This is a genomic window from Amycolatopsis sp. 2-15, assembly GCF_030285625.1.
GTDB classification, from domain to species: Bacteria; Actinomycetota; Actinomycetes; order Mycobacteriales; family Pseudonocardiaceae; genus Amycolatopsis; species Amycolatopsis carbonis.
On record NZ_CP127294.1, the window covers coordinates 229,226 to 254,423 of the forward strand.

At 70.7% G+C, this 25,198-nt stretch carries 26 protein-coding genes and 1 pseudogene; 14 read left to right on the forward strand and 13 right to left on the reverse strand.

The features are described from left to right. The first annotated feature begins 19 nt into the window (after positions 1-19). The 4 genes from QRX50_RS01060 (at position 20) to QRX50_RS01075 (ending at position 3,778) form a co-directional block, all read left to right on the forward strand. Positions 20-364, forward strand: coding sequence for a PadR family transcriptional regulator (locus QRX50_RS01060; protein WP_285970127.1), 345 nt, complete (start codon positions 20-22; stop codon positions 362-364). Between the two features lie 749 nt (positions 365-1,113). Further along, positions 1,114-1,980: a hypothetical protein gene (locus QRX50_RS01065; RefSeq protein ID WP_285970128.1), complete on the forward strand. Its 867-nt coding sequence runs from the start codon at positions 1,114-1,116 to the stop codon at positions 1,978-1,980. A 92-nt stretch (positions 1,981-2,072) separates the two neighbouring features. Continuing rightward, on the forward strand, positions 2,073-3,422 hold the full coding sequence (locus tag QRX50_RS01070) for a PepSY-associated TM helix domain-containing protein (protein ID WP_285970129.1): 1,350 nt from the start codon (positions 2,073-2,075) through the stop codon (positions 3,420-3,422). Next, positions 3,419-3,778: a hypothetical protein gene (locus tag QRX50_RS01075; RefSeq protein WP_285970130.1), complete on the forward strand. Its 360-nt coding sequence runs from the start codon at positions 3,419-3,421 to the stop codon at positions 3,776-3,778. Before QRX50_RS01070 ends, QRX50_RS01075 begins: the two co-directional genes overlap by 4 nt. Before the next feature lie 87 nt (positions 3,779-3,865). Here the strand turns inward: QRX50_RS01075 and QRX50_RS01080 are convergent, their stop codons facing one another. Next, complete coding sequence (locus QRX50_RS01080; RefSeq protein WP_285970131.1) at positions 3,866-5,170, reverse strand: RICIN domain-containing protein; 1,305 nt, start codon at positions 5,168-5,170, stop codon at positions 3,866-3,868. Positions 5,171-5,224: 54 nt separating this feature from the next. Further along, complete coding sequence (locus tag QRX50_RS01085; RefSeq protein WP_285970132.1) at positions 5,225-7,069, reverse strand: glycoside hydrolase family 3 protein; 1,845 nt, start codon at positions 7,067-7,069, stop codon at positions 5,225-5,227. 168 nt (positions 7,070-7,237) lie between these two features. Between QRX50_RS01085 and QRX50_RS01090 the strand changes: the two genes are divergently transcribed. Beyond that, on the forward strand, positions 7,238-7,636 hold the full coding sequence (locus QRX50_RS01090) for a hypothetical protein (RefSeq protein ID WP_285970133.1): 399 nt from the start codon (positions 7,238-7,240) through the stop codon (positions 7,634-7,636). A 107-nt stretch (positions 7,637-7,743) separates the two neighbouring features. Then, positions 7,744-8,031, forward strand: a complete 288-nt coding sequence (locus tag QRX50_RS01095; RefSeq protein WP_285970134.1) for a hypothetical protein — start codon at positions 7,744-7,746, stop codon at positions 8,029-8,031. Here QRX50_RS01095 and QRX50_RS01100 read toward each other — a convergent pair. The 6 genes from QRX50_RS01100 to QRX50_RS01125 form a co-directional block, all read right to left on the reverse strand. After that, positions 8,028-8,510 carry a YbaB/EbfC family nucleoid-associated protein gene (locus QRX50_RS01100; RefSeq protein ID WP_285970135.1) on the reverse strand — a complete coding sequence of 161 codons (483 nt, stop codon included), beginning with the start codon at positions 8,508-8,510 and terminating at the stop codon, positions 8,028-8,030. The genes QRX50_RS01095 and QRX50_RS01100 overlap by 4 nt on opposite strands. Next, on the reverse strand, positions 8,494-8,856 hold the full coding sequence (locus tag QRX50_RS01105) for a YbaB/EbfC family nucleoid-associated protein (protein WP_285970136.1): 363 nt from the start codon (positions 8,854-8,856) through the stop codon (positions 8,494-8,496). Before QRX50_RS01105 ends, QRX50_RS01100 begins: the two co-directional genes overlap by 17 nt. A gap of 8 nt (positions 8,857-8,864) precedes the next feature. Then, positions 8,865-9,962 (reverse strand): C40 family peptidase, encoded by a 1,098-nt coding sequence (locus QRX50_RS01110; protein WP_285970137.1) that lies wholly within the window; start codon positions 9,960-9,962, stop codon positions 8,865-8,867. Next, the gene (locus tag QRX50_RS01115; RefSeq protein ID WP_285970138.1) at positions 9,959-10,276 is read right to left on the reverse strand and encodes a hypothetical protein; all 318 of its coding nucleotides are present in this window, start codon (positions 10,274-10,276) and stop codon (positions 9,959-9,961) included. The genes QRX50_RS01110 and QRX50_RS01115 overlap by 4 nt, the downstream gene beginning before the upstream one ends. An 81-nt stretch (positions 10,277-10,357) precedes the next feature. Beyond that, positions 10,358-11,167, reverse strand: a complete 810-nt coding sequence (locus QRX50_RS01120) for a DsbA family protein (RefSeq protein ID WP_434533396.1) — start codon at positions 11,165-11,167, stop codon at positions 10,358-10,360. After that, positions 11,164-11,703, reverse strand: a complete 540-nt coding sequence (locus QRX50_RS01125; RefSeq protein ID WP_285974773.1) for a MauE/DoxX family redox-associated membrane protein — start codon at positions 11,701-11,703, stop codon at positions 11,164-11,166. Before QRX50_RS01125 ends, QRX50_RS01120 begins: the two co-directional genes overlap by 4 nt. A 100-nt stretch (positions 11,704-11,803) precedes the next feature. Between QRX50_RS01125 and QRX50_RS01130 the strand changes: the two genes are divergently transcribed. The 4 genes and pseudogenes from QRX50_RS01130 (at position 11,804) to QRX50_RS01145 (ending at position 16,860) form a co-directional block, all read left to right on the forward strand. Then, positions 11,804-12,634 carry a glutamate ABC transporter substrate-binding protein gene (locus QRX50_RS01130; protein WP_285970140.1) on the forward strand — a complete coding sequence of 277 codons (831 nt, stop codon included), beginning with the start codon at positions 11,804-11,806 and terminating at the stop codon, positions 12,632-12,634. Beyond that, a pseudogene (gene hrpB / locus QRX50_RS01135) lies at positions 12,631-15,053 on the forward strand (ATP-dependent helicase HrpB). Before QRX50_RS01130 ends, hrpB begins: the two are co-directional and overlap by 4 nt. A 104-nt stretch (positions 15,054-15,157) precedes the next feature. Then, entirely contained in the window at positions 15,158-16,072 is a 915-nt protein-coding gene (locus QRX50_RS01140) for an ATP-binding cassette domain-containing protein (RefSeq protein WP_285970141.1), read from the forward strand. Beyond that, a complete protein-coding gene (locus tag QRX50_RS01145) occupies positions 16,069-16,860 on the forward strand; it encodes an ABC transporter permease (protein WP_285970142.1) in 792 nt (263 codons plus the stop codon). The genes QRX50_RS01140 and QRX50_RS01145 overlap by 4 nt, the downstream gene beginning before the upstream one ends. A gap of 37 nt (positions 16,861-16,897) precedes the next feature. Here the strand turns inward: QRX50_RS01145 and QRX50_RS01150 are convergent, their stop codons facing one another. Continuing rightward, entirely contained in the window at positions 16,898-17,395 is a 498-nt protein-coding gene (locus QRX50_RS01150) for a TetR/AcrR family transcriptional regulator (protein WP_434533397.1), read from the reverse strand. Between the two features lie 108 nt (positions 17,396-17,503). Here QRX50_RS01150 and QRX50_RS01155 point away from each other — a divergent pair, with 108 nt between their 5' ends. Beyond that, the gene (locus QRX50_RS01155) at positions 17,504-18,628 is read left to right on the forward strand and encodes an FAD-dependent oxidoreductase (RefSeq protein ID WP_285970143.1); all 1,125 of its coding nucleotides are present in this window, start codon (positions 17,504-17,506) and stop codon (positions 18,626-18,628) included. Positions 18,629-18,837: 209 nt separating this feature from the next. Here the strand turns inward: QRX50_RS01155 and QRX50_RS01160 are convergent, their stop codons facing one another. Both QRX50_RS01160 and QRX50_RS01165 read right to left on the reverse strand, forming a co-directional pair. Beyond that, complete coding sequence (locus QRX50_RS01160; RefSeq protein ID WP_285970144.1) at positions 18,838-19,500, reverse strand: response regulator; 663 nt, start codon at positions 19,498-19,500, stop codon at positions 18,838-18,840. Continuing rightward, positions 19,497-21,059, reverse strand: coding sequence for a sensor histidine kinase (locus QRX50_RS01165; RefSeq protein ID WP_285970145.1), 1,563 nt, complete (start codon positions 21,057-21,059; stop codon positions 19,497-19,499). The genes QRX50_RS01160 and QRX50_RS01165 overlap by 4 nt, the downstream gene beginning before the upstream one ends. 75 nt (positions 21,060-21,134) lie before the next feature. Here QRX50_RS01165 and QRX50_RS01170 point away from each other — a divergent pair, with 75 nt between their 5' ends. Together QRX50_RS01170 and QRX50_RS01175 are read left to right on the forward strand one after the other, a co-directional pair. Then, positions 21,135-21,344, forward strand: a complete 210-nt coding sequence (locus QRX50_RS01170; protein WP_285970146.1) for a hypothetical protein — start codon at positions 21,135-21,137, stop codon at positions 21,342-21,344. Beyond that, entirely contained in the window at positions 21,341-22,069 is a 729-nt protein-coding gene (locus QRX50_RS01175; protein ID WP_285970147.1) for a hypothetical protein, read from the forward strand. Before QRX50_RS01170 ends, QRX50_RS01175 begins: the two co-directional genes overlap by 4 nt. Here QRX50_RS01175 and QRX50_RS01180 read toward each other — a convergent pair. Together QRX50_RS01180 and QRX50_RS01185 are read right to left on the reverse strand one after the other, a co-directional pair. Beyond that, entirely contained in the window at positions 22,051-22,272 is a 222-nt protein-coding gene (locus QRX50_RS01180) for a hypothetical protein (protein WP_285970148.1), read from the reverse strand. The genes QRX50_RS01175 and QRX50_RS01180 overlap by 19 nt on opposite strands. Before the next feature lie 10 nt (positions 22,273-22,282). Further along, the gene (locus QRX50_RS01185; protein WP_285970149.1) at positions 22,283-23,413 is read right to left on the reverse strand and encodes an inorganic phosphate transporter; all 1,131 of its coding nucleotides are present in this window, start codon (positions 23,411-23,413) and stop codon (positions 22,283-22,285) included. Between the two features lie 322 nt (positions 23,414-23,735). Here QRX50_RS01185 and QRX50_RS01190 point away from each other — a divergent pair, with 322 nt between their 5' ends. Next, the gene (locus tag QRX50_RS01190; RefSeq protein WP_285970150.1) at positions 23,736-25,172 is read left to right on the forward strand and encodes a nitrilase-related carbon-nitrogen hydrolase; all 1,437 of its coding nucleotides are present in this window, start codon (positions 23,736-23,738) and stop codon (positions 25,170-25,172) included. Positions 25,173-25,198 lie beyond the last annotated feature (26 nt).

Here is a 25,198-nt window from a genome sequence, read left to right on the forward strand (position 1 = left end):
CTAACGATACATTGGGGCCATGGCCACTACGCGCGGCATGTCCGAACAGGCGTTTTTCATCCTCACCGCACTCGTCGACGCCCCTCTCCACGGGTACGGCATCGTCGGCGAGGTGAAGACCCGGTCTTCCGACCGCCTGACCCTGCGCGTGGGCACCCTGTACGGCGCCCTCGACCGGCTGACCGGCGAGCGCCTCGTGGAGCCCGACCACGACGAGGTGATCAACGGGCGGCTGCGGCGGTACTACCGGCTGACCCCGGACGGGCGGACCGCACTGGCCCTGGAAGCCGAACGCCAGGCCGCCATCGCCCGTGTGGCGCACCGGCGGTTGGGGTTGGGCTTTGCCGGGGAGGCGTCGTCGTGAACGGCCGCGCCCGAGTGGCGGGGCTGTACACGGCCGGGGCCGGGCCGGAATCGGGAACAACAAGCCTCGAACGCCCCCACTCGCCAGCCAGGGAGTGTCACGCGGCCGAAAACACGCCGTGCCCAGACAACCGGCGCCGCTGGGCAGCCAAGTACCAACGCACAGCCGAGCCCCTCAACCGAGGCGGCGCTGTGCCGAGCCCACGCGACCAAGCGACCCGATCATCGGCAAAGAGCCATCTGCGCAGCACTCCCCAACCGCCGGCCACACGACCAGCGCGAGATGGCGGCCCTCCTCGCGAACTGTTCAGCCACACCCAAAAACCAAGCGGCACAGCCGCCACCACACTCCCCAACCGCCGGCGCCGCTGGGCAGCCAAGTACCAACGCACAGCCGAGCCCCTCAACCGAGGCGGCGCTGTGCCGAGCCCACGCGACCAAGCGACCCGATCATCGGCAAAGAGCCATCTGCGCAGCACTCCCCAACCGCCGGCCACACGACCAAGCCGACCGAGTACCCAGCCCCCGCCCTGGACCTCGATCCCCAGCTTTGACGCGGTCTGGATCACCTTGTCAAGGCACGCTTTCCCGCCTTGACAAGGTGATCCAGACCGTCGTGACAATCAAAGATCGGGGTACCCACCCACTCCACCGAACGCCGGCAATGGTGTGCGCAGCACGCCGAGCCGGAACCAAAGGACCAAAAGGACCAAGGACCAAGGACCAAGCACACAGCAAGAAGGTGACGACGTGAAACCCCTCGAACTCCGGTATCGCCGGCTCACCCGGGTACTACCGGCGCATTACCGCCGGGCGTGGGAGGACGACATGGTCTCCACGTTCGTCGAATCCACAACCGCGCACTCCGACGACCCGGAGTTCGAGCTGGACTACGGCCGACCGGACGCCCGCGAGACGGCAAGCGTCCTCGCCCTGGCGGTGCGGCTCCGGTTGAGCGATCAAGGGCCACGCCGCTACGCACTCGCCGGCGAAGCCGTCCGGCGGTTGGCCTTGACTGGCACGGTGTTCCAAGCCGCATTGGCCCTGATCACCGGGATCCTCCGGCTCACGTGGCCGCCGCCACTGGTTCGAGAGGCGCCGACGGCGACCCTTGTCCTGGAGCTGTTGTGGTTGCCCGCATTGGCCGCACTACTGGCCGGCCGGAGGAAGATCGCCGGAGTGTTCGCTCTGGCGGCGACCGCAGGCACATTCCTCAGCCTTCCCAGCAGCTGGGGCGGCATCGTGCTGGAAGTCGCGACACTGGCGGCGATCGCCGCGTACCCCAAGCCCGCGACCGTCCACACACGACAGTGGCTGGCAGCGACCGGGATCACCGCCGTCGTGGCGTTTGCCGTGCAGTGGCTGGGGATCGTGAACGAGGTCGCGGTGGCCGGGGTTCTGACCGTCGCCGCCGGGCTCGTGCTGCTGACCATGACACCACCGGCGGCACGCGAAACCTGGCTGGCCGCCGCGACCATCGTCATGATCGCCGTGCTCGCCACCCTGCCAAACCTCGCCGGACACCTCGTCCCGATCGCCTGGGGAGTGATCGGAGCCCTCGCCATCACGGGCACCGCAGTGGCCATCCGAACCAGGAGGACGCACAAAGCCACCTGAGCAGTCTTCATCACACCCCGAACTCACCTCGGCCCTTTACGTGAGAGTTAAGTAAGGCTAACCTCACTCGATCACCGGATCGAGGGGGGCGGATGAGCACCGACGAGCTGACGCGCGCCCAGGCACCTGCCCGCGCCGGCAAGTTTCGACGTTGGCTGAGGCGCAAGCCCGTGCGGCGCGTGCTGGTGGTGACGCACCGGTGGACGTCGCTGGTGCTGGGGTTGTTCCTGGTGCTCGAGACGACGTCCGGGGCGATCCTGCTGTACCGCGGCGAGTACTTCCGCGCGACGCACAGCGACTTCTACCACCAGACGCCCACCGAACACCCCATCAGCCTCCAGCAGGCGCGCGACATCGTCGCCACCGCGCACCCGGAGTTCTCCCCCGCGTGGGTGAGCAACGACGGCGGTGTGATCGCAGTCGGTGACCCGGACTTCGCCGAGGCGTACGCCGTCGACCCCGGGACCGGGCGCATCAACGGGAGCGCCCGGCTCGAGAGCGGCGCGATGGGGTTCCTCGCGAACCTGCACGACTGCGGCCTGACCTGCGAGGGCTACCCGGGCTACGTGTCGTGGCTCGCGAAACCCGTGCCGACCATCGGGTTCGCCTGGCCGCCCGGCACGAACTGGGGACTGCTGCTCCTGGTTGTGCTCGGTCTGCTGATGGTGCTGCTCGCGATCACCGGCATCGTCGTGTGGTGGCCCGGCGCCCGGCGCTTCTCCCACGGCTTCCGCGTTCGCACGGGCAAAGGCCGCTTTGCGCGCGACTACGACCTGCACAACGTGATCGGCATCGTCGCGGTGCCGTTCGTGCTGATGTGGGGCGTCACCGGCGCCGCGTTCTACCTGCCGCCGGTCAAGGACGCGTGGCTCGCGGTCACCGGCGGAACGGCCGCCGACCCGCAGAAGTACTCGTTCACCGCCGACGCCGCCGCGCCCGGCACCCCGGAAATCGGCATCGACCAGGCGGCCGCCGCGGCGCTGGCCGAAACCCCCGGCGAGATCCGGTACCTGACCACGCCGCAGGACGGCTACTACAGCGTCTCCATCGCCAGCGCGGGCTACCAGCCCTACGGCGCCCGCGCGTTCTTCGGTGGCGACCACACCGTGTACGTCGACAGCCACGATGCCACGCATGTGTCCGATGTGGACATCAAGCCCGAGCCGGGTGCGAACTCGTTCTACGACACGGTTTTCGAGCCCGCCCACTTCGGCTGGCTCGTCGGCGGCTGGTGGCGGATCGTCTGGTTCGTTCTCGGCCTCGCGCCGTTGGCGTTGATGCTCACAGGGATCTCGACCTGGCTGTTCCGCTCCGGCTCGAAACGCCGCCGTCGCGAAGCCCGGGCACAGCGAGAAACACAGCGAGAAACACAGCGGGAAGCGCAGTGCCAAACCCAGCGCGAAACACCCGCGAACACAGAACCACGCCAGGCAACGGCGTGATCGAAACACTGGCCTTCGCCACCACGGTGGTCTGCGTGGCCGGCGGGCTCGCCGTGCTCGGCACCGGGCTCGCCGGCCGCTACCGCCGCGGAAAGACCCTCCGGGCACTCGCCGTCGTGGAGCTGGCCTTGATCGTCCAGGCCGTCGCCGACGTCACCGGCCTCCTCACCGGAGACCGCCCGGCCGAGCTCGGCACCCACCTCGCCTACCTCGCGACGTCTCTCGTCCTGCTCCCGGCCGCCACGGCGTGGTCCGCCAACGAGGACGGCCGCTGGGCCGCCGTCGTCATCGCCGTCGCACTCCTGGCACTCGCCGTCGTCGTGATCCGCGCCCAAACCACCTGGCGACCGGCATGAAAAGGCCGCCCCGGGGCAGGAAACCCCGAGGCGGCCCCGCGCCGGGCCCGCCGCCGCGTCAAGACAGGCCCAGCACGTACCGAAAACTCAAGCGATCTTGAACGACTGCGCCGCAGCACCGTTGCAAGCCGACTGCACGAGCCGCACGGAGTCGGCCGTCGAGCCGCCCGGCACCGTCAGGCACTTGCCGCTGTGCCGCGCGGTCAGGTGGTAGTAGCCGCCGCCCTCGGACACCGGCAGCCACTGCTGGTTCGCGCCGTTGCTGTAGGACCACAGCTGAATGCCGGCGTCGTCCGCAGTGGACACATCCTGCACGTCGAGCACCTCCGCCGCGTTGCCACGGTTGTTCACGCGCACGTACCCGTCGCTGGTCGGCTGGAACTGGTACTGCTGCGCGTTGGTGGCGTTGCAGGTGTACTGCTGCACCACGGTTCCGTTGGTCGTGCCCGCCGCGGCCGCGTCGACGCACTTGCCGGTGGCCTTGTTCACCACCGGGTACCACGCGGTGGGCGAGATCCCGTCGGCCGGCGGCGTGGTGCCGCCGTCGCCGGTGGCACCGCCGAGCCAGCGCAGGCCGTCGAGCACGAAGCGGTTCTGGTCGGGGCTCGCGAACGTCGACGACAGCGCGGTGTTCGTGTCGTAGTTCATCTTGTTGTGGCCGAAGTTGGCGTAGAGCATCTTGTAGCTCTTGTTCGTCCACATGATCGGGTAGTACCCGCCGTACCACGTCTGCGACGGGTCGTCGCCCACCGGGAACGTACCCGGGTCGAGCGAGGCCAGGATCGAGATGTTCGGGTTCTGGCGCAGGTCGCTCTGCCAGGAGTACCACTCGCTCACCGAAGACTGGATCGTCGCCGGCAGGTTCACCGTGGACGGGTGCGTGCGGTTCTCGATCTTCAGCGTCTCCCCGGTCGGGCCCCACGAGTTGGAGACGAACCGGCCGGTACCGAGGAAGTCGTTGTGGAACCAGTTCGCATACGACGGCGTGGTGTTGTCGTTGTACGCCGTGACGTGGAAGCCGAAGAACCCGCCGCCAGAGTCCATGTAGCGCTTGAACCCGTCGAACTGCGCCTGAGACTGCGGCTGGTCGTCGAGGAACATCACCACCGCGGCCTGCGAGGTGGTCAGCGAGGTGAGCTGGTTCCAGTTGTTGGTGGCTGTGAATGTGTAGCCGTTGGCCGCCGCCTGCTGCTGGAACCACGGGCGCGCTTCGTTCTCGAAGCTGATGTGCGCCGCGTCGTACGTGCCGCTGTAGAACGCGAGCACTTTGAACGGCGTCGCCGCGGCAGCGTGCGGTGTCAACGCGGGCGAACCGTATGCGAGGCCGAGACACGCGGCGAAGAACACCAGCGCTTTCCCGACCAGCCCGAACGGGCGTCGTTTGGCGAACATGGGCGATCCTTCCGGTGGGGGATGGGGAGAGGAGGAAGGGTTACTTCTGGTGCATCACCACGGGAAACGCTGGTGGTAGCGCAACCCGTAGCCGAAGGGGAACAGCGCGGGCTTTCCGTCGCCGACGTTGATCGGCTGCTGGTCGGCGCTGCGCATCCAGGTGACCGGGAGCTTGCCGGTCGGGTTGTAGTCGCCGAAGAGCACGTCGGCCACGCCCTGGCCTTCGCTGCCCGGCAGCCACGATTCGATCAGGCCGGCCCAGTCCGGCAGCTGCTTGGTGATGTCCAGCGGACGGCCCGACACGAGCACGACCACTGTCGGCACGCCCGAGTCGTGCAGCTTCTGCAGCGTCGCGAGGTCGGTGGCGTCGAGGCCCATGTCCCCCGGCCGGTCGCCCTTGGTCTCCGCGTACGGCGTCTCCCCCACCACGGCGACGGCGACGTCGTAGGACTTGTCGATCCCGCTGCCGTCCTTGCTGAACGTGACGGTGGACGAGGGCTTCACGGTCTTCTCGATGCCCTGCCGGATCGTCGTGCCCGGGATGACCGGTCCCGACGTGCCCTGCCAGCCGACGGTCCAGCCGCCGGCCTGGTTGCCCAGGTCATCGGCGTTCTTGCCCGCCACGAAGATCTTGTTGCGGCTCTTGTCGAGCGGCAACACGTTGTGTTCGTTCTTCAACAACACCTGTGACTCCCGCACCGCCTGGCGGGCGAGGTTGCGGTGTTCCTGACTTCCGATGGTGCCGAGGTAACGCCGATCGGTGAGCGGATGTTCGAAAAGCCCCAGCTGGAACTTCTTCGTGAGGATGCGGCGGTTGGCGTCGTCGATGCGTGACATCGGTACCCTGCCGTCCTGCACGAGGGTGCGCAGGGTGTCGATGAACTTCTGCCAGTCGTACGGAACCATCACCATGTCGATGCCGGCGTTGATCGACGCCTCGACCTCGTCGGGCGTGAAACCGGTCTGGCCGTCGATCTTGTCGACGCCGTTGTAGTCCGAGACGACGATGCCGTCGAACCCGAGCTCCTTCTTGAGGACGTCGGTGACGAGGTATTTGTTGGCGTGCAGCTTCACGTCGTTCCAGCTCGAGTAGCTCACCATCACCGAGCCGACGCCGCGCTTCACCGCCTCCTTGAACGGCGGCAGGTGGATCGCACGCAGCTCCTGTTCGCTGAGCTGCGTGTTGCCCTCGTTGACGCCGCCGGTGGTGCCGCCGTCGCCGACGTAGTGCTTCGCCGTCGCCAGCACCGACGCCGGCCCGCCCAGCGAACGGCCCTGCAGCCCGGTGATGATCGACGTCATCTCCGTGGCGAGCTGCGGCACCTCACCGAACGACTCGTAGGTCCGCCCCCAGCGGTCGTTTCGCGCAACGCACAGGCACGGCGCGAAGTCCCAGTCGATGCCCGTGCCGGACACCTCTTCCGCCGTGGCGCGGCCGATCTTCTCCACCAGCTTCGGATCGCGGGACGCGCCGAGCCCGATGTTGTGCGGGAACACGGTCGCGCCGTACACGCCGTTGTGGCCGTGCACCGCGTCGACGCCGTAGATCAGCGGAATGCCCAGCGGCGTCGCCAGCGCGGCCTTCTGGAAGCCGTCGTACATGTCGGCCCAGGTGGCGGGCGTGTTCGGCGTGGGCTGCGAGCTGCCACCCGACAACAGCGACCCGAGCCGCCCCGTCGTCACGTCCGCCGGTGACTTCACGCCCAGCCGTTCGGCCTGCATCATCTGCCCGAGCTTGTCGTCGAGCGTCATGCGCTTCATCAGATCCGCGACGCGCACCGAAACCGGCCGCCGCGCATCTTTGTACGCGGGCTGGTTCCCGGCCAGCGCGGGCGCGTGCGCGCTCACCGTCAGCGCCGCCGCCAGCACCCCCAACGTGATCGAACGACCGACGCGCATCCGGCTACTCCTCGTCGAGAGACCAAACTTCACGCCTTGAATTAATACACAGGTTTCACGAGTGGTCCAGACCTTGCGGACAAACCGGTTGCCGGTGACCGGGACCGCCGAAAGGGCGAACAATACGGCTGTACCGGGTTAATCTGGGCCTCGGCCTGGGGAGGGACCATGACTCGCAAATTCATCGCACCCGCGCTCATCGTGCTCGCCGTGCTGGTGATCGGCGCTGTCGTTTACACCTTTTCGCGAACGACGGCGACGGCACCCGCTGCTTCGACTGCCCCGCAGAATTGGATCACGGTCGCCGCACCGGTCGACGGCATCCGCCCCGGCCCGGACCCCGCCTCGGTGCTGATCCACGTGATGCTTCCCGGCGGCGGGCCCGGCTGCTCGCGTTCACCGCGCGTCGAGACGATGTCCGAAACACCGGACGAGCTGGCCACCACCATCCACGCCAACGTTTTCTTCGACTCGTCGAATTCGGCCTACGGCGGTTCCCCACCAAACAACCCGCGGAGATCCCGTTCACCGCGGCGGCCCCGATCGGCAATCGCGCGCTGGTACTGAACACCGAGCCCTGGCACCGCACCGGCGCCACCTTCGCCCGCTGCGACGAGTTCCTCGGCTGCACACCGCCCGCCGATCACTGTGCCGACGCGTGGGTCGACCGGACGGTGTTCGACCTGGACGTGCCGGTGAAACACCTGCACGGGGTGCGCGACGTGCCCGCGTGCGACGGGCGGTGGCTGGTACTCGACCTCAACCGGCACGTCGGAGACTGCCCGGCCGGGGACACGAGCTGCGTCCCGGCGGCCGGGCCGGTGCAGCGCGTCGTCTACTCGTGGGATCCGCGCGGCTGGAAGCAGGAGAACGGCACGAAAACCGGGACCTGCGACGAAATCCGCGCCGCGCGGCCGGAGTTTCCCCAGGCGTTGTGCGCGAAGTTGCCGGCGCGGGGTTAGTCGGACCAAGGCGACGCGTTGTCGAAATACGCGTCGTCCTCGGCGGAGGATCGTGCGGAAGGGCGTCGGGTGGGCCGGGCAAACCGCTCAGAGCGGAGGCGCTGGAACTCCTCCACCGTCATGCCCGGGTCGTCGTCCGGGGAGCGCGCCGGGGCGGGTTGGCCGGAGAGCTGTTCGATCAGCAGCGTCACGTCTTCGCCCAGCTGGAGCGCGACTTTGTTGTAGCAGTCCTGCGTGGCCTCGACCATCGCCAGCTGCGTGACCTCGAGGATCAAGGCGGCCAGCCGCAACGGGTCCGCGTCGATCACCGACGGCGCCAGCCACAGCCGGCGCAACGCACCCAGGGCGTCGACGGTGACCTCCACCGTGCCGTCGAGGGCGTGGGCCGAGCCGCGGGCGTCGGCCATCAGGGTGGCGACCTGGGACAGCGCGGCCTCCCGGGCGCGGGCCTGCTCGATCAGCTCACGAGTACTGGGCATCGGGATCATCCTCGGCCAACCGTTCGTATCCCAGCGCCGCCAGCTGTTCCTGGTCGAGCACCGGCGAAAGGACCTCGTTCATCCGGTCGCCCGCGCGTCGGGTGGCGCGGTTCGAAAGCTCCATGATCAACGAAGCCAGCGCGTCCGAGCCGGACCGCAAGGCACTCCGTGAAATGGCCAGCCCCACCAGTAAACCGCCAGGCGCCACCGAAACGGCGACCCCGTGCGACTCCGCCTTGCCCACCACCGGGCCTGACCGCGCGAACCGCGCGGACGCTTCCGCACCGGCGCGCGCGGAAGCGTCCGCGATGCGCGCGGCTTCCAGACCGACATCGAACTCAGCCACGAAAATCCTCACCCCGTCGGCCGGTAGAAACCGATGAACTGCTGACCCGCGTTCGTCGTGCGGATCTTGCTGACCTGCACCGGATCACCCGCCTCGACCATCTGCCCGTCGCCGATCACCATGGCGACGTGGCCGGACCACACCACGAGGTCGCCGGGCAGCAGCTGGTCGATCGACGGCACTTCCGCGCCCACGGTCTGCTGCCGGGCCGTGCGCGGCAGCTGCAAACCCGCGTCCTGGTACGACGTCATGGTCAACCCGCTGCAGTCCAGCCCCTGCCCGCGCGCGGTGCCGCCCCACACGTACGGCACGCCGAGCTGCGACAACGCGGCGCGCACGGCCTTCGCGGCCGTCTCGTTCGGCGCCTTCACCGTCCGCCCACCGGGCAGGTTGATGTCGACGCCCGTGCCCGGCTGCGGCGGGATCGCCACCGGCAGGCGGGGCTTCCCGACGAACCCACTGCCACCGCCGTCGCCCCCACCGCCGCCAGTGTGCGCGCCGTTGCTGTTGAACGACTGCGGCACGTGCGTCGACGACGCCGAACTGGTCGTGGTCGCGTCGGAACCACCCAGCTGCCGGCCCAGCGAGGTCAGCTGGGTGATCGTCTGCTCCGAGAACGTGGCCGCCTGCCCGGTGAGCTGCCCGATCTTCGTCTGCAGCTGCAGCAGGATCTGCCGGGCCGCGGCCGCGCGGCTCTCCGGCGGCTGGATGCCGTTCACGGCCTGCAGCGCCTTCATCGACGCCGCGATCTCGCGCACGATCTGGTCACGTACCTGGTCGTTGCGGATCTCGCCGACGTGCAGCGTCTCCGCCGCCGCGGCCACGGCCTTCTCGATCTCGGCACTCTCGTCGAGCAGGTCCTGGATCTCCTTCTCCAGGCGCTGCGACGTCGCGGCCGCGCGATCGGCGGTGTAACCGGACGCGGAATCAGCGAGCTGAGAGCGCTGCGAGCCGGCTTGATCACGCACCTGGCCGACGGACGTCCGCAGCGCCACGTGCCCGTCACGCGCGCCGTTGACGGCACCCGGGTCGTGCTTGAGCTTGGCCGCGAACTGGTTCGTGGTGTCCAGCCCGCCGCGCACGACCTGCTCGACCTCGGCCGTCACCGAAGCCTGCGGAGCGCGTCGCCGTGCTCCTCCTCCACCGCGGCGAAGTTGCCCTGCGTGCGCCGCGCGGCCTCGCCGACCTGGTGCCACCCGCCGCCGAGGGCGTGCAGCCGCTCCTGCAGCGAACGCATGCGCGCGCCATACGCGCCGGAGAAGCCGGACTCGTGGCCCATGTCGGAAAAGCCGACCGTCATGTGCGGGGCGAGGTGCCGCGAGCCCGCCTGCCGGACGTCGTCGCCGAGTGGGTCGACCTGGCGCGCGTACGTCTCGTAAGCGCCGTCGTCGGCGTGAAAACCAGAATGAAAACCGGACACAACCCGCCCCTCCCCTGAGCCGAGAGGGCCAGGTTAACGGACGGGTTGTGCCCGGACAGGCGAAATGACCGGATCAGGTGGTCAGCTGCCGGTGCCGTTCAGCACGCCGGTGAGCCAGTCGCCCTGGGTCGAGATGGCCTTGCCGTTGACCGCGACGGTCGGCGTACCGAAGCCGTGCGCGCCGTTCGGGAAGTCCTGGGCCAGGTTGGGGTCGTTCTCCGTCTGCTGGAAAGCGGCCTGGATCTGCTTGTCGTAGGTCCCGGCGTTCACCGTCTGGTCGAACTTCGGGTCGGTGATGCCCAGGTCGTGGCCGAGCTTGATCAGCTGCGCCTTGTCGTAGCCGCGGCCGCCCTCTTCCGGCTGGCTCTTGAACAGCGCGTCGTGGAACGCGGTGAACTTCTGCGACGAGACGGCGGCCAGCGCCGCGTTGGCCGAGTCGAGCGAGTAGCCCGGCGGGTCCGAGTTCTCGTTGAGCAGCGTCACCATGTGGTACTTCACGGTCAGCTGGCCGCTGTTGACCGCCTGCTCCATCTTCGGACCGTAGGAGTCCTGCAGCTGCTTGCAGTACGGGCACAGGAAGTCGGCGTACAGGTCGATGGTCTTGGGCGCACCGGGCTTGCCGACGGAGACGACCACGCCGTCGAGCTTCTCGACCACGCCGGGGCCGAGCGTCGTGGACGTGGTCGGCGCGATGGCCGTGCCTTCGGTGGAGTTCTTGCTCGAGTTGATCCACACGACTCCGCCGATCACCACCGCGGCGACCACCACGACCGCCACGACGATGGCGATGATCTTGTTGCGTTCGCTCGAGGCACCCCTCGCCTGTGCGACCGACTTCGCGGCCTGCGCCTGGCGTTGGCGCTTCCGCGCTGCTTCACCCACGGTTCCTATTTCCCTTCAACGATGCCCGCGTGGTTCGCGAGCGTCGCGGAGCTCCCGGTCTCCGCAGAATCCTCCACAGCGGAATCCTCCACCGCCGGGCGCCGCCGGCCCCAGCCGAGCCAGCCGTCGACCGAGAAGAACGAGCGCGGACGCACCATCAGCCACACGGCGAGTATCGCGAACCCGGTGTCACGCAGGATCTCCTGCGGGTACTCGGTCTGGCCCGCGGCCACGTGCCCGCCGCCGCCGAAGCAGCCGCAGTCGATGCTCAGCCCGCGCGCCCACGACTGCGCGATGCCCGCCACGAGCACGGCCAGCATGAGCAGCGCCGCGGTCGCGACCCAGCGCGTGGCCAGCCCGAACAGCAGCAGCAGGCCCAGCACCAGCTCGACCAGCGGCAACGCGGTCGCGACCGGCCGGACCAGCGCGCTCGGCAGCACATCGTAGGCCTGCACGGCGATGAACGTCTGCCCCGGCGAGGCCAGTTTTATGGCGCCCGAAACGAGCCACACGGCCGCGAGCCCGAGGCGGGCGAGGGTGCCGATGGTGTCGAGCGCGGGTTGGGGCAGTCGTCGCACACGCTTAGGCTAGCCGCCAGACCTGAGAACTTCGTGAGTTGTCAACACCCACCGACGGGAGGCGAGCATGCGAGTTCGCGCGGTGGTCACCGCCCTGTTTCTGCTGGTCACGTGCGTGGCCTGCGGTCCGGGGACGGTTTCGCCCGGCGATTCGCTCGTCAAACGCGCGCGTGACGGTGACCACCTCACGATCGGGATCCGCTTCGACCAACCCGGCCTCTCACAGCGCACGATCGACGGCCGGTTCGTGGGCTTCGACGTGGACGTCGCCGAGTTCGTCGCCGGTGAGCTGGGCGTGGACCCGGCCCACATCACGTGGCACGAGACCACGCCGGCCACGCGCGAGTCCGACCTCACCTCCGGCAGCGTCGACCTCGTGGTGGCCACGTACTCGATCACCGACAAGCGCAAGCAGCTCGTGTCGTTCGCCGGGCCGTATTTCGTGACCGGCCAGGACCTGCTGGTGCGGCTCACGTCGTCGGACATCACCGGCCCGGAGAGCCTCAACGGCCGACGGCTGTGCTCGGTCACCGGCTCGACCCCGGCGCAGCAGGTGCGGGACAAGTTCGCGCAGGCCGTGCAGCTCGTCGAGTACCCGCGTTACCCCGACTGCGTCACGGCCTTGCTCGCCGGCCAGGTCGACGCCGTGACCACCGACGCGGTGATCCTCGCCGGCTACGTCGCGCAGGACCCCGAGCTGCTGCGCGTGGTCGGGCACCCGTTCTCGACCGAGCGCTACGGCGTCGGCCTGCGCAAGGGCGACACCGAGGGCCAGCACGCCGTGGACGACGCCATCCGCAAGATGGTCTCGGACGGCGACTGGCTGCGGTCGCTGCAGGCCAACATCGGCCCGTCGAACTACCCGCTGCCGAAGCCGCCGGAGATCACCGAGCAGTGAACCGCCTGGAAAACCTGCCCGACCTGCCCGTTCGCGCGGTGCTGCCCGACGTGCTGGCGGCGCTCGCGGACCACGGCACCGCCGTGCTGGTCGCGCCGCCCGGCACCGGCAAGACCACGCTCGTGCCGCTCGCGCTGGAGAACGGCGGCGGCCGCGTCGTGGTCGCCGAACCGCGCCGCCTGGCCGCCCGCGCCGCGGCTTCGCGGATGGCCGCGCTGCTGGGTGAACCGGTGGGCGAGACGGTCGGGTACTCCGTGCGCGGCGATCGGAAGGTGTCACCGCGCACGCGGATCGAGGTGGTGACGTCGGGCCTGCTCGTGCGGCGCGTGCAGAACGACCCCGAGCTGGCCGGCGTGTCGACGGTGCTGCTCGACGAGTGCCACGAACGCCACCTCGACGCCGACCTGCTGCTCGCCCTCCTGCTCGACGTCCGCGCCGGTCTGCGCGAAGACCTGCGGCTGCTCGCGACCTCGGCGACCGTCGCCGCCGGACGGCTCGCCGAGCTGCTCGGCGACGCGCCGGTGGTCACCGCGCACGCCCGCACCTACCCCGTCGAGCTCACCTACCGCGCGCCCGCCCGCGGCGCGCGGATCGAGGCGACGGTCGCGTCGACGATCCGGCTGGCACTGTCCGAAGGGGACGGTGACGTACTCGCGTTCCTGCCCGGAGCCGGGGAAATCGCCCGCACGACCGCGCACCTGGGCTCACTCGACGCCGACGTGCTACCGCTACACGGCCGCCTCACCGCCGCCCGCCAGGACGACGCACTGCGGCCCCGCGACCGCAGGCGCGTGGTGCTGGCCACGGCCGTCGCGGAGTCGAGCCTCACCGTGCCCGGCGTGCGGTCCGTTGTGGACTCCGGGCTCGCCCGCGTGCCGCGAGTGGACCACCGGCGCGGCCTGGCCGGGCTGGCGACCGTGCGCGTGTCCGCGGCTGTCGCCGAGCAACGCGCCGGCCGCGCGGGCCGCGAAGCGCCGGGCCGCGCGTATCGCTGCTGGCCGGAGCACGAGCAGGCGACGCTGCCCGCATACCCCGAGCCCGAGATCCGCACGGCCGAGCTCGCGCGGTTCGCGCTGGAGCTCGCGTGCTGGTCCACGCCGGACGGCAGCGGGCTGGCGTGGTGGGATCCGCCGGGCGAGGGCGCGCTGGCCGCCGCGCGCACGTTGCTGGTCACGCTGGGTGCGACGACCGCGGACGGCACCATCACCTCGCGCGGACGCCGGATGGCCGACCTCGGCCTGCACCCGCGCCTCGCCCGTGCGCTGCTCGACGGTTCCGCCGCGGTGGGTGTGCGCGCGGCAGCCGAGGTCGTGGCGCTGCTCGACGCGGGGGCGCAGCTCACCGACGTCGAGGCCGAGCTGCGCCGCCTGCGCAGCGGCACGGACGACGCGGCGCGGCGGTGGAAAACGGAGGTCCGGCGGCTCTCGGGTTTGGTGAAATCCCCCGGCAGCGTGGGCAAGCCCGACGCCGCGTTGGTCGTCGCCCTGGCCCATCCCGAACGGCTCGCGAGGCGTCGGACGGGCAGCGCGCCCGTGTACCTCATGGCCGGCGGCACCGCGGCGGAACTCCCCACGGGCAGTGGCCTCGGCGATGCCCAGTGGCTGGCCGTCGGCGAGGCGACGCGCGACCCCGGCCGCGTGCAGGGCACGATCCGGCTCGCCGCCGTCGCCGACGAAACCCTGGCCGTACGCGCGGCGCCCGCACTGGTGTCCGAAGTGGACGAGGTCGCGTGGGACGGCGACGTGGTGGCCCGGCACGTGCGCCGCCTCGGCGCGATCGTGCTCGCCGAACGTCCGCTGCGCTCACCGCAACCTGCACTCGTGCACGAAGCCCTGGTCACCGGCCTGCGCGCCGAAGGCCTGGGCCTGCTGCGCTGGAGCGAAGACGGCCGGCGCCTGCGCGAGCGGATGGCGTTCCTGCACCGCGTACTCGGCGCACCGTGGCCGGCCGTGGACGACGACACTCTGCTGTCCGAAGTGGACACCTGGCTCGACTTCTCCCGCGCCCGCCGCCGCGCCGACCTCGCCACGGTCGACGCCGGCAGTGCTCTGCGCGGCCTCCTGCCGTGGCCCGAAGCCGCGCGGCTGAACGAGCTGGCGCCCGACCGCCTCGAAGTCCCGTCGGGCTCGCATCACCGCGTCGACTACACCGCCGACCAGCCCGTGCTCGCGGTGAAGCTGCAGGAAACGTTCGGCTGGACCGCCACCCCGACCGTCGCCGACGGCCGCGTCCCCGTGCTGCTGCACCTGCTCTCCCCGCCGGCCGGCCCGCCGCCGTGACGGCCGACCTCGAGTCGTTCTGGCGCACCGGGTACGCGGCCGTGCGCGCCGACCTGCGCGGCCGTTACCCGAAGCACCCGTGGCCGGAGGACCCCGCGACGGCCAAGCCGACGCGCCACACCACCCGCCGGGCACGCTGACCCCTGTCGAAGGTCGGGGGTCGCGCGAGCCGGAAGTCCGATGCCCGCGGTGCCCTTCGAATCGCAGACTTCCTACCCAAGGGATCGAACCCATGGGAGGGCACATGATCACGCTTCGCGGACTGACGAAGCGCTACGGGGAGAAGACGGTCGTCGACGGGCTCACGTGCGTCGTCGCACCCGGCAGCGTCACGGGGTTCCTCGGGCCGAACGGATCGGGCAAGTCGACGACCATGCGCCTGACGGTGGGCCTCGACCGGCCCACGGCGGGCAGCGTGCTGGTGAACGGCAAGCCGTACGCCGAGCTCAAGCACCCGCTGCGCGAGGTCGGCGCGCTGCTCGAAGCGAAGGCACTGCACCCGGGCCGAAGCGCCGGGCGGCACCTGCTCGCGATGGCGCGCAGCAACGGCATTCCTGCGGCGCGCGTCGAGGAGGTGCTGGCGACGGTCGGGCTCACCGACGTCGCCGGCAAGCGGGCGGGCCAGTTCTCGCTCGGTATGGGGCAGCGGCTGGGGATCGCGGGCGCGCTGCTCGGCGACCCCGGCGTGCTGATGTTCGACGAGCCGGTGAACGGCCTCGACCCCGACGGCGTGCGCTGGGTGCGCCAGCTCATGCGCTCGCTCGCCGAGGAGGGCCGCACGGTGTTCGTGTCGAGCCACCTGATGAGCGAGATGCAGCTGACGGCCGACCACCTCGTGGTGATCGGCAAGGGAAAACTGCTCGCCGACGCACCCGTCGACGAGTTCATCGCCGGCAACTCGCTCAGCTCGGTCTCGGTGCGGGTGCCGACGCCGGTCGAGCGCGACACGCTCGCGCGGCACCTGCTCACGCGGGGTGCCGCGGTGGAACCCGGCGCGGCCGACGAGCTGGTGGTGACCGGCGCCGGTGTCGGCGAAGTCGGCGATCTCGCCCACGAGCTCGGTGTGCGGCTGCACGGCCTCGGCGAGCGGACGGCTTCGCTGGAGCAGGCGTACATGGAACTGACCGCTTCGTCGGTGGAATACGGGGTGACGGCATGACGACCACGCAGGTACGCGCGGGGGGCGGGCTTTCGGGGGCCGTCGCGTCGGAGTGGACGAAGTTCTGGTCGGTGCGCAGCACGTGGTGGAGCCTCGCGGGCGGCGTGCTGCTGATGTTGCTCTACAGCGGCGTTTCCGGGCTGTCGCAACGGTTCGGCGACAGCGAGCCACCGCAGGGCCCGCACGACATCGTGGTCAACGGCTCGATCTACCTCACCGAGTTCTGCGTGATCGCGGTGGCCACGCTGTTCGTCACGAGCGAGTACGCCAGCGGCAGCATCCGCTCGACGCTGCAGTGGGTGCCGGTGCGCTCGACCTTGGCGCTGGCGAAGGCGGCCGTGCTGGTGCCGGTGCTGTTCGCGTACGGCGTGGTGGTGGCGCTGCTCGGCATGGCGACCGCGGCGGTCCTGATGCCGGGTGCGGCGCTCACGACGACGTTCGGCGACGGGTTCGCGGCGGCCGCGGGATTGGGGGCGTACTTCGCGCTGCTGGGGGTGCTGTGCGCGGGCATCGGGTTCGCGCTGCGCAGCGCGGCGGGGACGATCGTGGTGACGATGGTGCTGCTGCTGCCGTTGCCGATGCTGCTTTCGGCTTATGTGGCGCCCGAGATCATGAACTACTTCCCGGCGTTCGCGGGGCTCAACGGGATGGTGCCCGCGGGGGAGACGAACCCGTTGCTGGGCGGGGTTTCGCCGTATTCGCCCTGGGTGGGGGTGCTGATCTGCCTGGTGTGGGCGGCGGCCGGGTTGTTCCTCGGCACTTCGGTGCTGAAGCGGCGGGACGCCTGATCGGATTCGGTGAAGGGCCCTCGTTCTCGGGGGCCCTTCACTGCGCGCTGGGGATGCCGAGTCCGTTGAGGACAGCGCGGGCGCCTTCGGCGAGCTCTTCCTTGTCCGGGGGATTTGTCGACCCGGTGCCGGCGAGGGCGTCGAAGATCGAGCCGTCGAGCCAGTTGAGGAGCACGCGGGCGTGGCGCTGCGGGTTCGTGGAGCCGGCGGCGCCGAGAAGCGCGACGCAGAGCTCGCGGATTTCGAGGCCGCCGGAGTCGTAGGCCGCGCGCAGCTCCGGGCGGCGGGTGGCTTCGAGGGCGAACTCGTAACGGGCGAGCATGCGGGAGCGGCCGACGGTGATGGCGGCGTGGACTGTCGAGGCGAGGACCTCGGCGATGTCCTTCGCGGCCGGGTCGATGTCCGACTGGTCGAGCTCCACCATCCGTTTGATCGCGAGCTCCAGCAGCGCGGCGCGCGTGCGCGCGTAGTACGACGTCGAGCCCGCCGGAAGCCCCGCGGCCCGGTCGACGGCGCGGTGGGTGAGCCCGCGCATGCCGTCGGCCGCGATCACCTCGATGGCCGCGTCGCCGATCGCCGAAATCCTGTCCACGATCATCACACTACAGGTGTAGAGTCCTCTACAAACGTAGAGGAGGCGGTCATGGAGCCACGGCACGCAGTCGTGATCGGCGGGGGCATCGTGGGGCTGAGCGCGGCCGTGGGGCTGCACCGCACCGGCTGGCAGGTGACGGTGTACGAGCGGGCGCCGGAGTTCTCGGCCATCGGCGCCGGGATCTCGATCTGGCCCAACGCGCAGCGGGCACTGGCGGAGCTGGGCGTGGACGCGCCGCTGCAGCCCCAGCGCGACGGCACCCTGTTCGACCCGCACGGCCGCCGGCTCGCGACGTGGGGCCAGGACGCGTACGTGCAGCGCTACGGCCTGCCGCTCGCCGCGATCCACCGCGCGGACCTGATCGAGGCGTTGTGCGCCGAGCTGCCTTCGTCGAGCCTGCACACGGGCGTCAACGTGCTGTCGGGGACCCCGGACGGCCTGGTGACGCACGTTTCCGGCGCGGTACGCGCGGACCTGGTGGTCGCCGCCGACGGCATCCACAGCCCGATCCGCACCTCGCTGTACCCGCGGTCGCGCGTGGCCTACAGCCGCGGCACGGCCTTCCGCGGCGTCGCCGAGCTGCCCGGCACCGAGCTGAGCCTGCAGTGGGGCCGCGGCACCGAAATCGGCGTCCTCCCCCTGCACGACGGCCGCGTCTACTGGTGGATCGCCGAGGCTCGTCCCGAAGGCGTCCGCCACGCCGACCCGCGCGCCTACCTGCTTTCGCGCTACGGCTCGTGGCGCACCCTGATCACCTCCTCACCCGAGGTCCTGCACCACGACCTGCGCCACCTGGCCGCCCCGCTGCCCTCCTACGCCCACCACCACCTCGCCCTCCTCGGCGACGCCGCCCACGCCATGCCGCCGTACCTGGGCCAGGGCGGCTGCCAGGGCATCGAGGACGCGGTCGTGCTGGCGGCCTGCCTGGCCGACACTTCCGACGTGGCTGCCGGCCTGCGCGAGTACGACGCGTTACGCCGCCCGCGAAGCCAGCGCGTCTGGCGGACGTCGATCCGCGCGGGCTCACTGGGGCCGCTGCTGCGCAACCCCGTCGGCGCCGCCGTGCGCACCGCGGTGCTGCGACTGGCCTCGCCGTCGGCGATGGCTCGCGCGGAGAGCTGGATCAACGACTGGAAGCCGCCACGCCTGCCCCGGCCCGCGGATCTTTCGTAGGCGCTGTTACTCCGCTTCTCCCCGACCAGCCCGGCTTCGTACGCCTGGGGCCGCCGCCTCACCGATGGGCGGGCCGCCTCCAGCCGCACCACCGCTCACGCCCCGGCGGCGCTCGCCCAGGCGGATCGGCTCCTCTGCCCGCCCCGGCGGAGTACGTTGCGGCGCCTCATCCCTCATTGCCGCGACCCGCCCGCACGGCCGGCGCCGGACTACTCCGCTTCTCCCCCGACCAACCCGGCCTCGTAAGCCGTGATCGCCGCCTGGACGCGGTTGCGGGCGCCCAGGCGGGTGAGGATGGTGCTGACGTGGGCTTTGACCGTGCCTTCGACGACGAACATCCGCGAACCGATGTCGGCGTTGGACAGTCCGGTCGCCAGCAGCGTGAGGACTTCGCGTTCGCGGGCCGTCAGAGCCGCGATGCGGTCGCGCGCCGCGGCGCCGCGGGTGAGGGCGCCGCCGGAGAGGCGGGCGATGACGCGGGACGCGACTTTCGGGGAGAGGAACGCGGCGCCGTCCGCGACGGCGTGGATGCCGGACAGCAGTTCGCGTGGGTCGCCGGCCTTCAGCAGGAACCCGCTGGCGCCGAAGCCCAGGGCGCGTTCGATGTAGGCGTCTTCGCCGAACGTCGTCAGGATGATCACGCCGGCGTCCGGCAGCACGCGGCGGATCTCGGCACCCGCGGCGAGGCCGTCGAGGACCGGCATGCGGATGTCGAGCAACACCACGTCGGGCCGGGTGGCCAGAGCCTGGGCCACGGCTTCGCGGCCGTCGGCGGCTTCCGCGACGACCTCGATGCCCGCGTCGGCCGCCAGGATCGCCGCGACGCCCGCGCGGATCATGGCCTCGTCGTCGGCCAGTAGCACCCGGATCACGGTTCGTCCTCACTGTAGAGATCCTTCGTCACGAGCCGGTCGCCCTCGAAGCAGAGCCGGATCGCGGCGTAGCGCACATTCCACCAGCTGCGCGAAGTGCCGTAGTACTCGCACGTGCTCCCTGCGGGCTTCGGCGGCTCGCCGTACTGCGGTTTCGACAGCCGTTGCTGCGAAGGCAGCAGCGGTGCGATCGATTCTCGCGTCGCCCCCAGCCGGATCTGCTGGTAGACCCCCATCGACACCTGCGAGCCGTACCACTGCACGAGGAACGCCACCCCGCTGCCGCCGATCACCACGCCGAACAAACCCAGCGGGATCACGATCGCCTGCACCAGGCTGCGCCGCACGTCGCGCCGCGCCAGCTCCCACTCGCGCGCCGACTCGGACTGCCCGACGTCGGCGTCGGCCTCGGAAGCGGGCCCCGGATCGGCGTCGTGCGGCAGCGTGGCCACGACCTCGAAGCCACCGCCCGCATCGGGTCCCGCCCGCAGCGCGCCCCCGACCAGCCGGACGCGCTCGCGCAGCCCGATCAGCCCGCGTTTGCCCGACGCCCCCGGCAACGGACCCGCGGGCGGCCGCGCGTTCACCACCCGGATCTCCGTGCTCGCCGGCGAGCACAGCACCCGCACGGTCACGGCCGCGCCCGGCGCGTGCTTCGCGACGTTCGTCACCGCCTCCTGCACCACGCGGTACGCCGCACGGGCGACCATCGGCGGCGTCGCCTCGAGACTGTCCACTTGCGACTCGATCAGCAGCCCCGACGCGCGGGCCCGCTCCAGCAGCTCCCCCAGGTCACCCTGCACGGGCTCGATCGGCGCCGCGTCCTCGCGCAGCACGCCGATGATCTGGCGCAGCCGCTCGATCGCCGTCGCGGCGTTGGCGCGCAGGTCGCCCGCCGCGGCGCGCTGCGTGTCGTCGAGACCGCCGGCGACTTCGAGAGCCGCGGCGCGCACGGCGATCAAGCTCAGCTCGTGGCCGAGGGAATCGTGCATGTCGCTGGCGATCCGCGCGCGCTCACGCAGCCGGGCCTGGTCGGCGACGAGCTGCTGGCGGCTCTCCATCCCCTCCGCCCGCCGCCACCCCGCGCGCGCCAGCTCGCGCCGCAGTCGCACGTGGCGACCCAACAGCCACGGCGCGACGCCCGCGAACGCGAGCACCCCGAGCATCGCGCCCCACGCCCCGAACCCGGCCGAGGGCAGCACGAACGCGACGGGCAGCCCGGCCAGCGCGATCGCCGAGCACGTGAGCACGGCCACGCGCACCTGCGTCATCCGCAGGCCGGCCAGGTACCCCACGGTGACCATGAGGAAGACCTCCCACACGGCCACGCGCCCGCCCCAGCCGAACGCCACCACCACGGCCGTGGCCATCGTGACGATCAGCGACACCGTCGGCAGCCGGCGCCACGCGGCGACCGACACCGTGGTGGCGGCCAGCCCGAAGATCAGTTCCGCCGGGTTGGGGTTGTTCGAAGCGTCGATCGCGACGACGCCGGACAGGAAGATCCAGAGCAGGACGTCGAGCACCACCCGCCACCTGCGCCTGGTCACCTCCTTCATGGGCGCTGACGCTACAAGGCCCGCGGCAGCGGTCACCACTGTCGAAAGTCAACCGCTGAGGCATGATGGCTCACCATGGCTGAGCGCACACTCGCCGAGCAGCTCGGCGGCCCCCTGCCCGAGGGCATCCAAGCCCTGCCCGAAGACGCGCGGCAGGACCTCGCCGCCGCGTTGCGCGACGCGCGGCACCGGCAGGCCAAAGCCCTCGCCCAGGCGGGTGAGGACGGGCTGAAGTACGTGCCGGCGCTCCTGCGCGGCGCCGTCCGCAAGGCGGTCGGGCTGTGAATCCGGAGATCCTCAAGCTCGCGCGCGTGCTCGACGTCGAGCCCGAACGGCTGGCCTACCTCGCCGACGTGGACGTCGCCGACCTGCAGCTGTTCCGCGAACAGGTCACGACCACGCTGTTCGACGCGAACCTCGTGGTGCTCGAACGCATGGCGCTGGCCAGCCGGCTGCTGCCCGCGCCCGTGGTCGCGAAGATCGCCGAAAAGGTGTTCGGACCACTGCTGTGCGCGCGGATCGCCGGGCTGGTGGACGTCTCGCGCGGCGTGGACGTCGCGAAGCGGCTGCCGCCGAAGTTCCTCGCGTCGGTGGCGGCGGAGCTGGACCCGCGGCGCGCGACGTCGATCATCACGCGCATCCCGCTCGACACCGTGGTCGCGGTGGCCGCGGAGCTCACCCGGCGGGAGGACTGGATCACGCTCGGGCGGTTCGTCGGGCACCTGCCGGACCCGACCGTGCGGCGCAGCCTCGCCGTGCTCGAAGACGCCGCGCTGCTGCGCACTGCCTACGTGCTGGACGACAAAACGCGCATCGACCACGTGATGGGCCTGCTGCCCGAGGGCCGGCTACCACGGCTGATCCGCGCGGCCGGCGCCGACGAATCGCTGTGGGAACCGGCGCTCGACGTGTTGGCCAACATGGGAAAAGCTCGCCGAGAAGCGGTGTTGCCACTGCTCGACGAGCTTCCGGGCGAACTACGCGGCCGCGCTCAGGCCGCGATCAAGTAGATCCCGTACGCGACCACCGCCGCGCAGACGGCGAAGCACACGATGGAACCCGTGAACGCCGCGGCACCGGAGCCGCCTTGTTCCCGGGCGGTTTCGCGCGCCGAAAGCCCGCGGATGCCGTAGGCGAACAGCACCGTGAGCACGACAGCCGCGACCAGTGCGACGACGAAGACGGTGCCGAGGGCACCCCAGTCGATGTCCATGTCCGCTCCCTCAGGCCGCGACCGGAGTGGCCTTGACGGCGTCCGGCTCGTCGTTGATGGTCTTGGCGCTCACCGGGTTGCGGCGCGACGCGAGCCAGATGCCCAGCGCCACGAGCACCCCGACGGCGCCGATGAGGATCGTGCCCCAGCTGCCGCGGGTCGAGACCGCCGCCGCGATGGCGCCGACGATGGCGGCCGCCGGCAGCGTGAGCACCCAGGCGATGACCATCTTGCCCGCGACGCCCCAGCGGACCTCCGCGAGCTTGCGGCCGAGGCCCGAGCCGATGATGCCGCCCGAGGTGACGTGGGTCGTCGACAGCGCGAAGCCGAGGTGCGACGACGCCAGGATCACGGCCGCGGAGCTGGTCTCCGCGGCGAAGCCCTGCGGCGTCTGGATCTCGGTGAGCTTCTTGCCCATGGTCTGGATGATGCGCCAGCCGCCGAGGTACGTACCGGCCGCGATCGCGAGGCCGCAGGCCCCGATGACCCACAGCGGCGGGTTCGAACCCGGCGCGAGCGTGCCGCCTGCGATGAGCGTCAGCGTGATGACACCCATGGTCTTCTGCGCGTCGTTGGTGCCGTGGGCGAGCGAGACGAGGCTGGCCGAGAGGACCTGGCCGGTCTTGAAACCCTTGCCCACCACGCGTTCCTTGGCCCTCTCCGTGATGCGGTAGGTCAGGAACGTGCCGACGAGCGCCACGACCCCGGCCACGATCGGCGACGCGACCGCAGGGATCAGCACCTTCTCGACGACCTTGCCGAAGTGCACGGCATCCGCGCCCGACGCGATCCACGTCGCGCCGATCAGACCGCCGAACAACGCGTGCGAGGAGCTCGAGGGCAGGCCGACGAGCCACGTGACGAGATTCCAGATGATGGCGCCGACCAGTCCCGCGAAAATCACCACCGGAGTGACCTTCGTGTCGTCGACGATGCCGCCGGAAATCGTTTTTGCGACCTCGATCGACAGGAACGCCCCGACCAAGTTCAGCACGGCCGAAATGGCGACGGCGATTCTGGGCTCGAGGGCTCCCGTGGCAATGGAAGTGGCCATGGCGTTGGCCGTGTCGTGGAACCCGTTGGTGAAGTCGAAGGCGAGTGCCGCGACGATCACCACCAGGACAATGAGGGAAAAGTCCATGGGCGTTTCTCCAGCTCGGTGGTCGTGCTGTTTAGAAGCTACCCATCAACCGAGCGACACCTAATCTCGTACGAGTGGCCTCTGGTTGAACTCTGCGTAAACGAGGGCGCGGCCGGGCAGGTCCAATTCCCGCATTCACCTGGTGATCAACTGGCCGACTAGCCAGGTGGAGTGAATCCATGTTTGCACCTTTAATCCTTTATGTCGAAATTAGGCGCTTTGGGGTGGTGTCAGCCCTACCACGAATACTCCGGTACAGCCCAGTGCTTCGGCGGCGGCCGGCTGCGACGGTGGTGGTTCCACGGCGAGAGGGGCCGATCGGATGACCGCCACCGCAAGCGTTTCCACTTCGACGCAACGCCACCTCGGTTGGGCGTTGGCCGCCACCGTCGCGTCCGGCGTGCTGATCCACTTCGGGCTGGGGTTCGAACCAGTCGCCGTGCTCGCGTGGCTGGCCCCGCTGCCCGTGCTCCTGCTCGCGCCGCGCACGGACGCGGGCGTGGCGAGTGCGGCGGCGTTCCTCGCCTACCTGGGCGGGAGCGCCGGCAGCTGGAATTACTTCCTGAACTCGCAGGCGGTGCCGGTGCCGGGCGCGCTCGCGATCCTGCTGGGATCGCCGGTGCTGTTCGCGGCGACGGTGGCACTCTTCCGGCGGCTTGTCCGGGTGGGCCGGCCCGTGCTCGCGACCGTCGCGACGCCCGCGCTCTGGACGGGCGTGCTGTACGGCTTCTCGCTCGCCAGCCCGTTCGGCGTGATGGGGACGTTCATGACCAGCCAGGGCGACCACCCCGACGTACTGCGCCTCGCGTCGGTGGTCGGCGGCTGGGGTGTCGAATACCTCGTGCTGCTGGCCCCGGTCGCGCTCGCCGCCGTGCTCGCGCCCAGCGTGCGAACGTCGGCCCGCGTCGGCGTCAGCGTGGTGACCGCCGCGGCGGTGGGCGGAGCTTTGGCGTTCGGCGTGACACCTGCTGCCGCCTCGGCCGGCCACGTGCGCGTCACCGTTGTCGCCCGCAGCGAGCCCGCATGGGCCCCGGATCCGGACTCTGTTTCCGGCCAACGGATTCTTCGGTCCTATGTAGACGCTCTCACCGAACTGCCGCCCGACGTGCGCATCGCCGTGCTCCCGGAAGCCGCTTTCGGCACCGACCGCGCCCACCTGGCGAGGCTCACCGGGCCGTTGGCCGACGTCGCCCGCGCCAAGAACCTCCACATCGTCACCGGCGCGATCGTGAAGGACCCCAGCCACAACTCCTACAACACGGCCCTCGACGTGCCCCCGGCAGGCCCGACCGTCGAATACCGCAAGTGGCGCAACGGTGGCTCCACCGTCACCTCCGGCCACGACCTCGCCCACCTCGAGGGACAGCCCATCGGCCTGGCGGTCTGCCTGGACGTCAACGGCCCGTCGCCCACCCGCGACTACGCCCGCGCCGGCACCGGCCTGCTGCTGATCCCCGCCTCCGACAAAGATGCCGACGGATGGCAGCACAGCCGCACCGCCCTGCTCCGCGGCGTCGAGCACGGCGTGTCCGTGGCCTGGAGCGCCGCGCGCGGCAACTCGATCCTGAGCGACCCCCGCGGCCACGTCCTCGCCCAGGCGCGCACCGGCCCGGCCCCGATGGCCGTCGCCGTCGCCGACGTCCCCCTCGGCACGGGCGACACGCTCTACAGCCGTTTCGGTGACTGGTTCGCCTGGCTCTGCTGCCTCGCCGCCGTGGCCGGACTCGCCTTCACCCGCGGCCGCACCGCTCGCCGTTGAGGGCAGCGACCGTGCCCCGGCTCGCA

What these genes read in the sequence shown, in the direction of transcription:
- QRX50_RS01060 (WP_285970127.1), top strand. Translation starts at nt 20, where the DNA reads ATGGCCACTACGCGCGGCATGTCCGAACAGGCGTTTTTCATCCTCACC.
- QRX50_RS01070 (WP_285970129.1), top strand. Translation starts at nt 2,073, where the DNA reads ATGAGCACCGACGAGCTGACGCGCGCCCAGGCACCTGCCCGCGCCGGC.
- QRX50_RS01080 (WP_285970131.1), bottom strand. Translation starts at nt 5,170, where the DNA reads ATGTTCGCCAAACGACGCCCGTTCGGGCTGGTCGGGAAAGCGCTGGTG.
- QRX50_RS01085 (WP_285970132.1), bottom strand. Translation starts at nt 7,069, where the DNA reads ATGCGCGTCGGTCGTTCGATCACGTTGGGGGTGCTGGCGGCGGCGCTG.
- QRX50_RS01090 (WP_285970133.1), top strand. Translation starts at nt 7,238, where the DNA reads ATGACTCGCAAATTCATCGCACCCGCGCTCATCGTGCTCGCCGTGCTG.
- QRX50_RS01100 (WP_285970135.1), bottom strand. Translation starts at nt 8,510, where the DNA reads ATGCCCAGTACTCGTGAGCTGATCGAGCAGGCCCGCGCCCGGGAGGCC.
- QRX50_RS01130 (WP_285970140.1), top strand. Translation starts at nt 11,804, where the DNA reads ATGCGAGTTCGCGCGGTGGTCACCGCCCTGTTTCTGCTGGTCACGTGC.
- QRX50_RS01140 (WP_285970141.1), top strand. Translation starts at nt 15,158, where the DNA reads ATGATCACGCTTCGCGGACTGACGAAGCGCTACGGGGAGAAGACGGTC.
- QRX50_RS01145 (WP_285970142.1), top strand. Translation starts at nt 16,069, where the DNA reads ATGACGACCACGCAGGTACGCGCGGGGGGCGGGCTTTCGGGGGCCGTC.
- QRX50_RS01150 (WP_434533397.1), bottom strand. Translation starts at nt 17,395, where the DNA reads ATGCGCGGGCTCACCCACCGCGCCGTCGACCGGGCCGCGGGGCTTCCG.
- QRX50_RS01155 (WP_285970143.1), top strand. Translation starts at nt 17,504, where the DNA reads ATGGAGCCACGGCACGCAGTCGTGATCGGCGGGGGCATCGTGGGGCTG.
- QRX50_RS01165 (WP_285970145.1), bottom strand. Translation starts at nt 21,059, where the DNA reads ATGAAGGAGGTGACCAGGCGCAGGTGGCGGGTGGTGCTCGACGTCCTG.
- QRX50_RS01170 (WP_285970146.1), top strand. Translation starts at nt 21,135, where the DNA reads ATGGCTGAGCGCACACTCGCCGAGCAGCTCGGCGGCCCCCTGCCCGAG.
- QRX50_RS01180 (WP_285970148.1), bottom strand. Translation starts at nt 22,272, where the DNA reads ATGGACATCGACTGGGGTGCCCTCGGCACCGTCTTCGTCGTCGCACTG.
- QRX50_RS01185 (WP_285970149.1), bottom strand. Translation starts at nt 23,413, where the DNA reads ATGGACTTTTCCCTCATTGTCCTGGTGGTGATCGTCGCGGCACTCGCC.
- QRX50_RS01190 (WP_285970150.1), top strand. Translation starts at nt 23,736, where the DNA reads ATGACCGCCACCGCAAGCGTTTCCACTTCGACGCAACGCCACCTCGGT.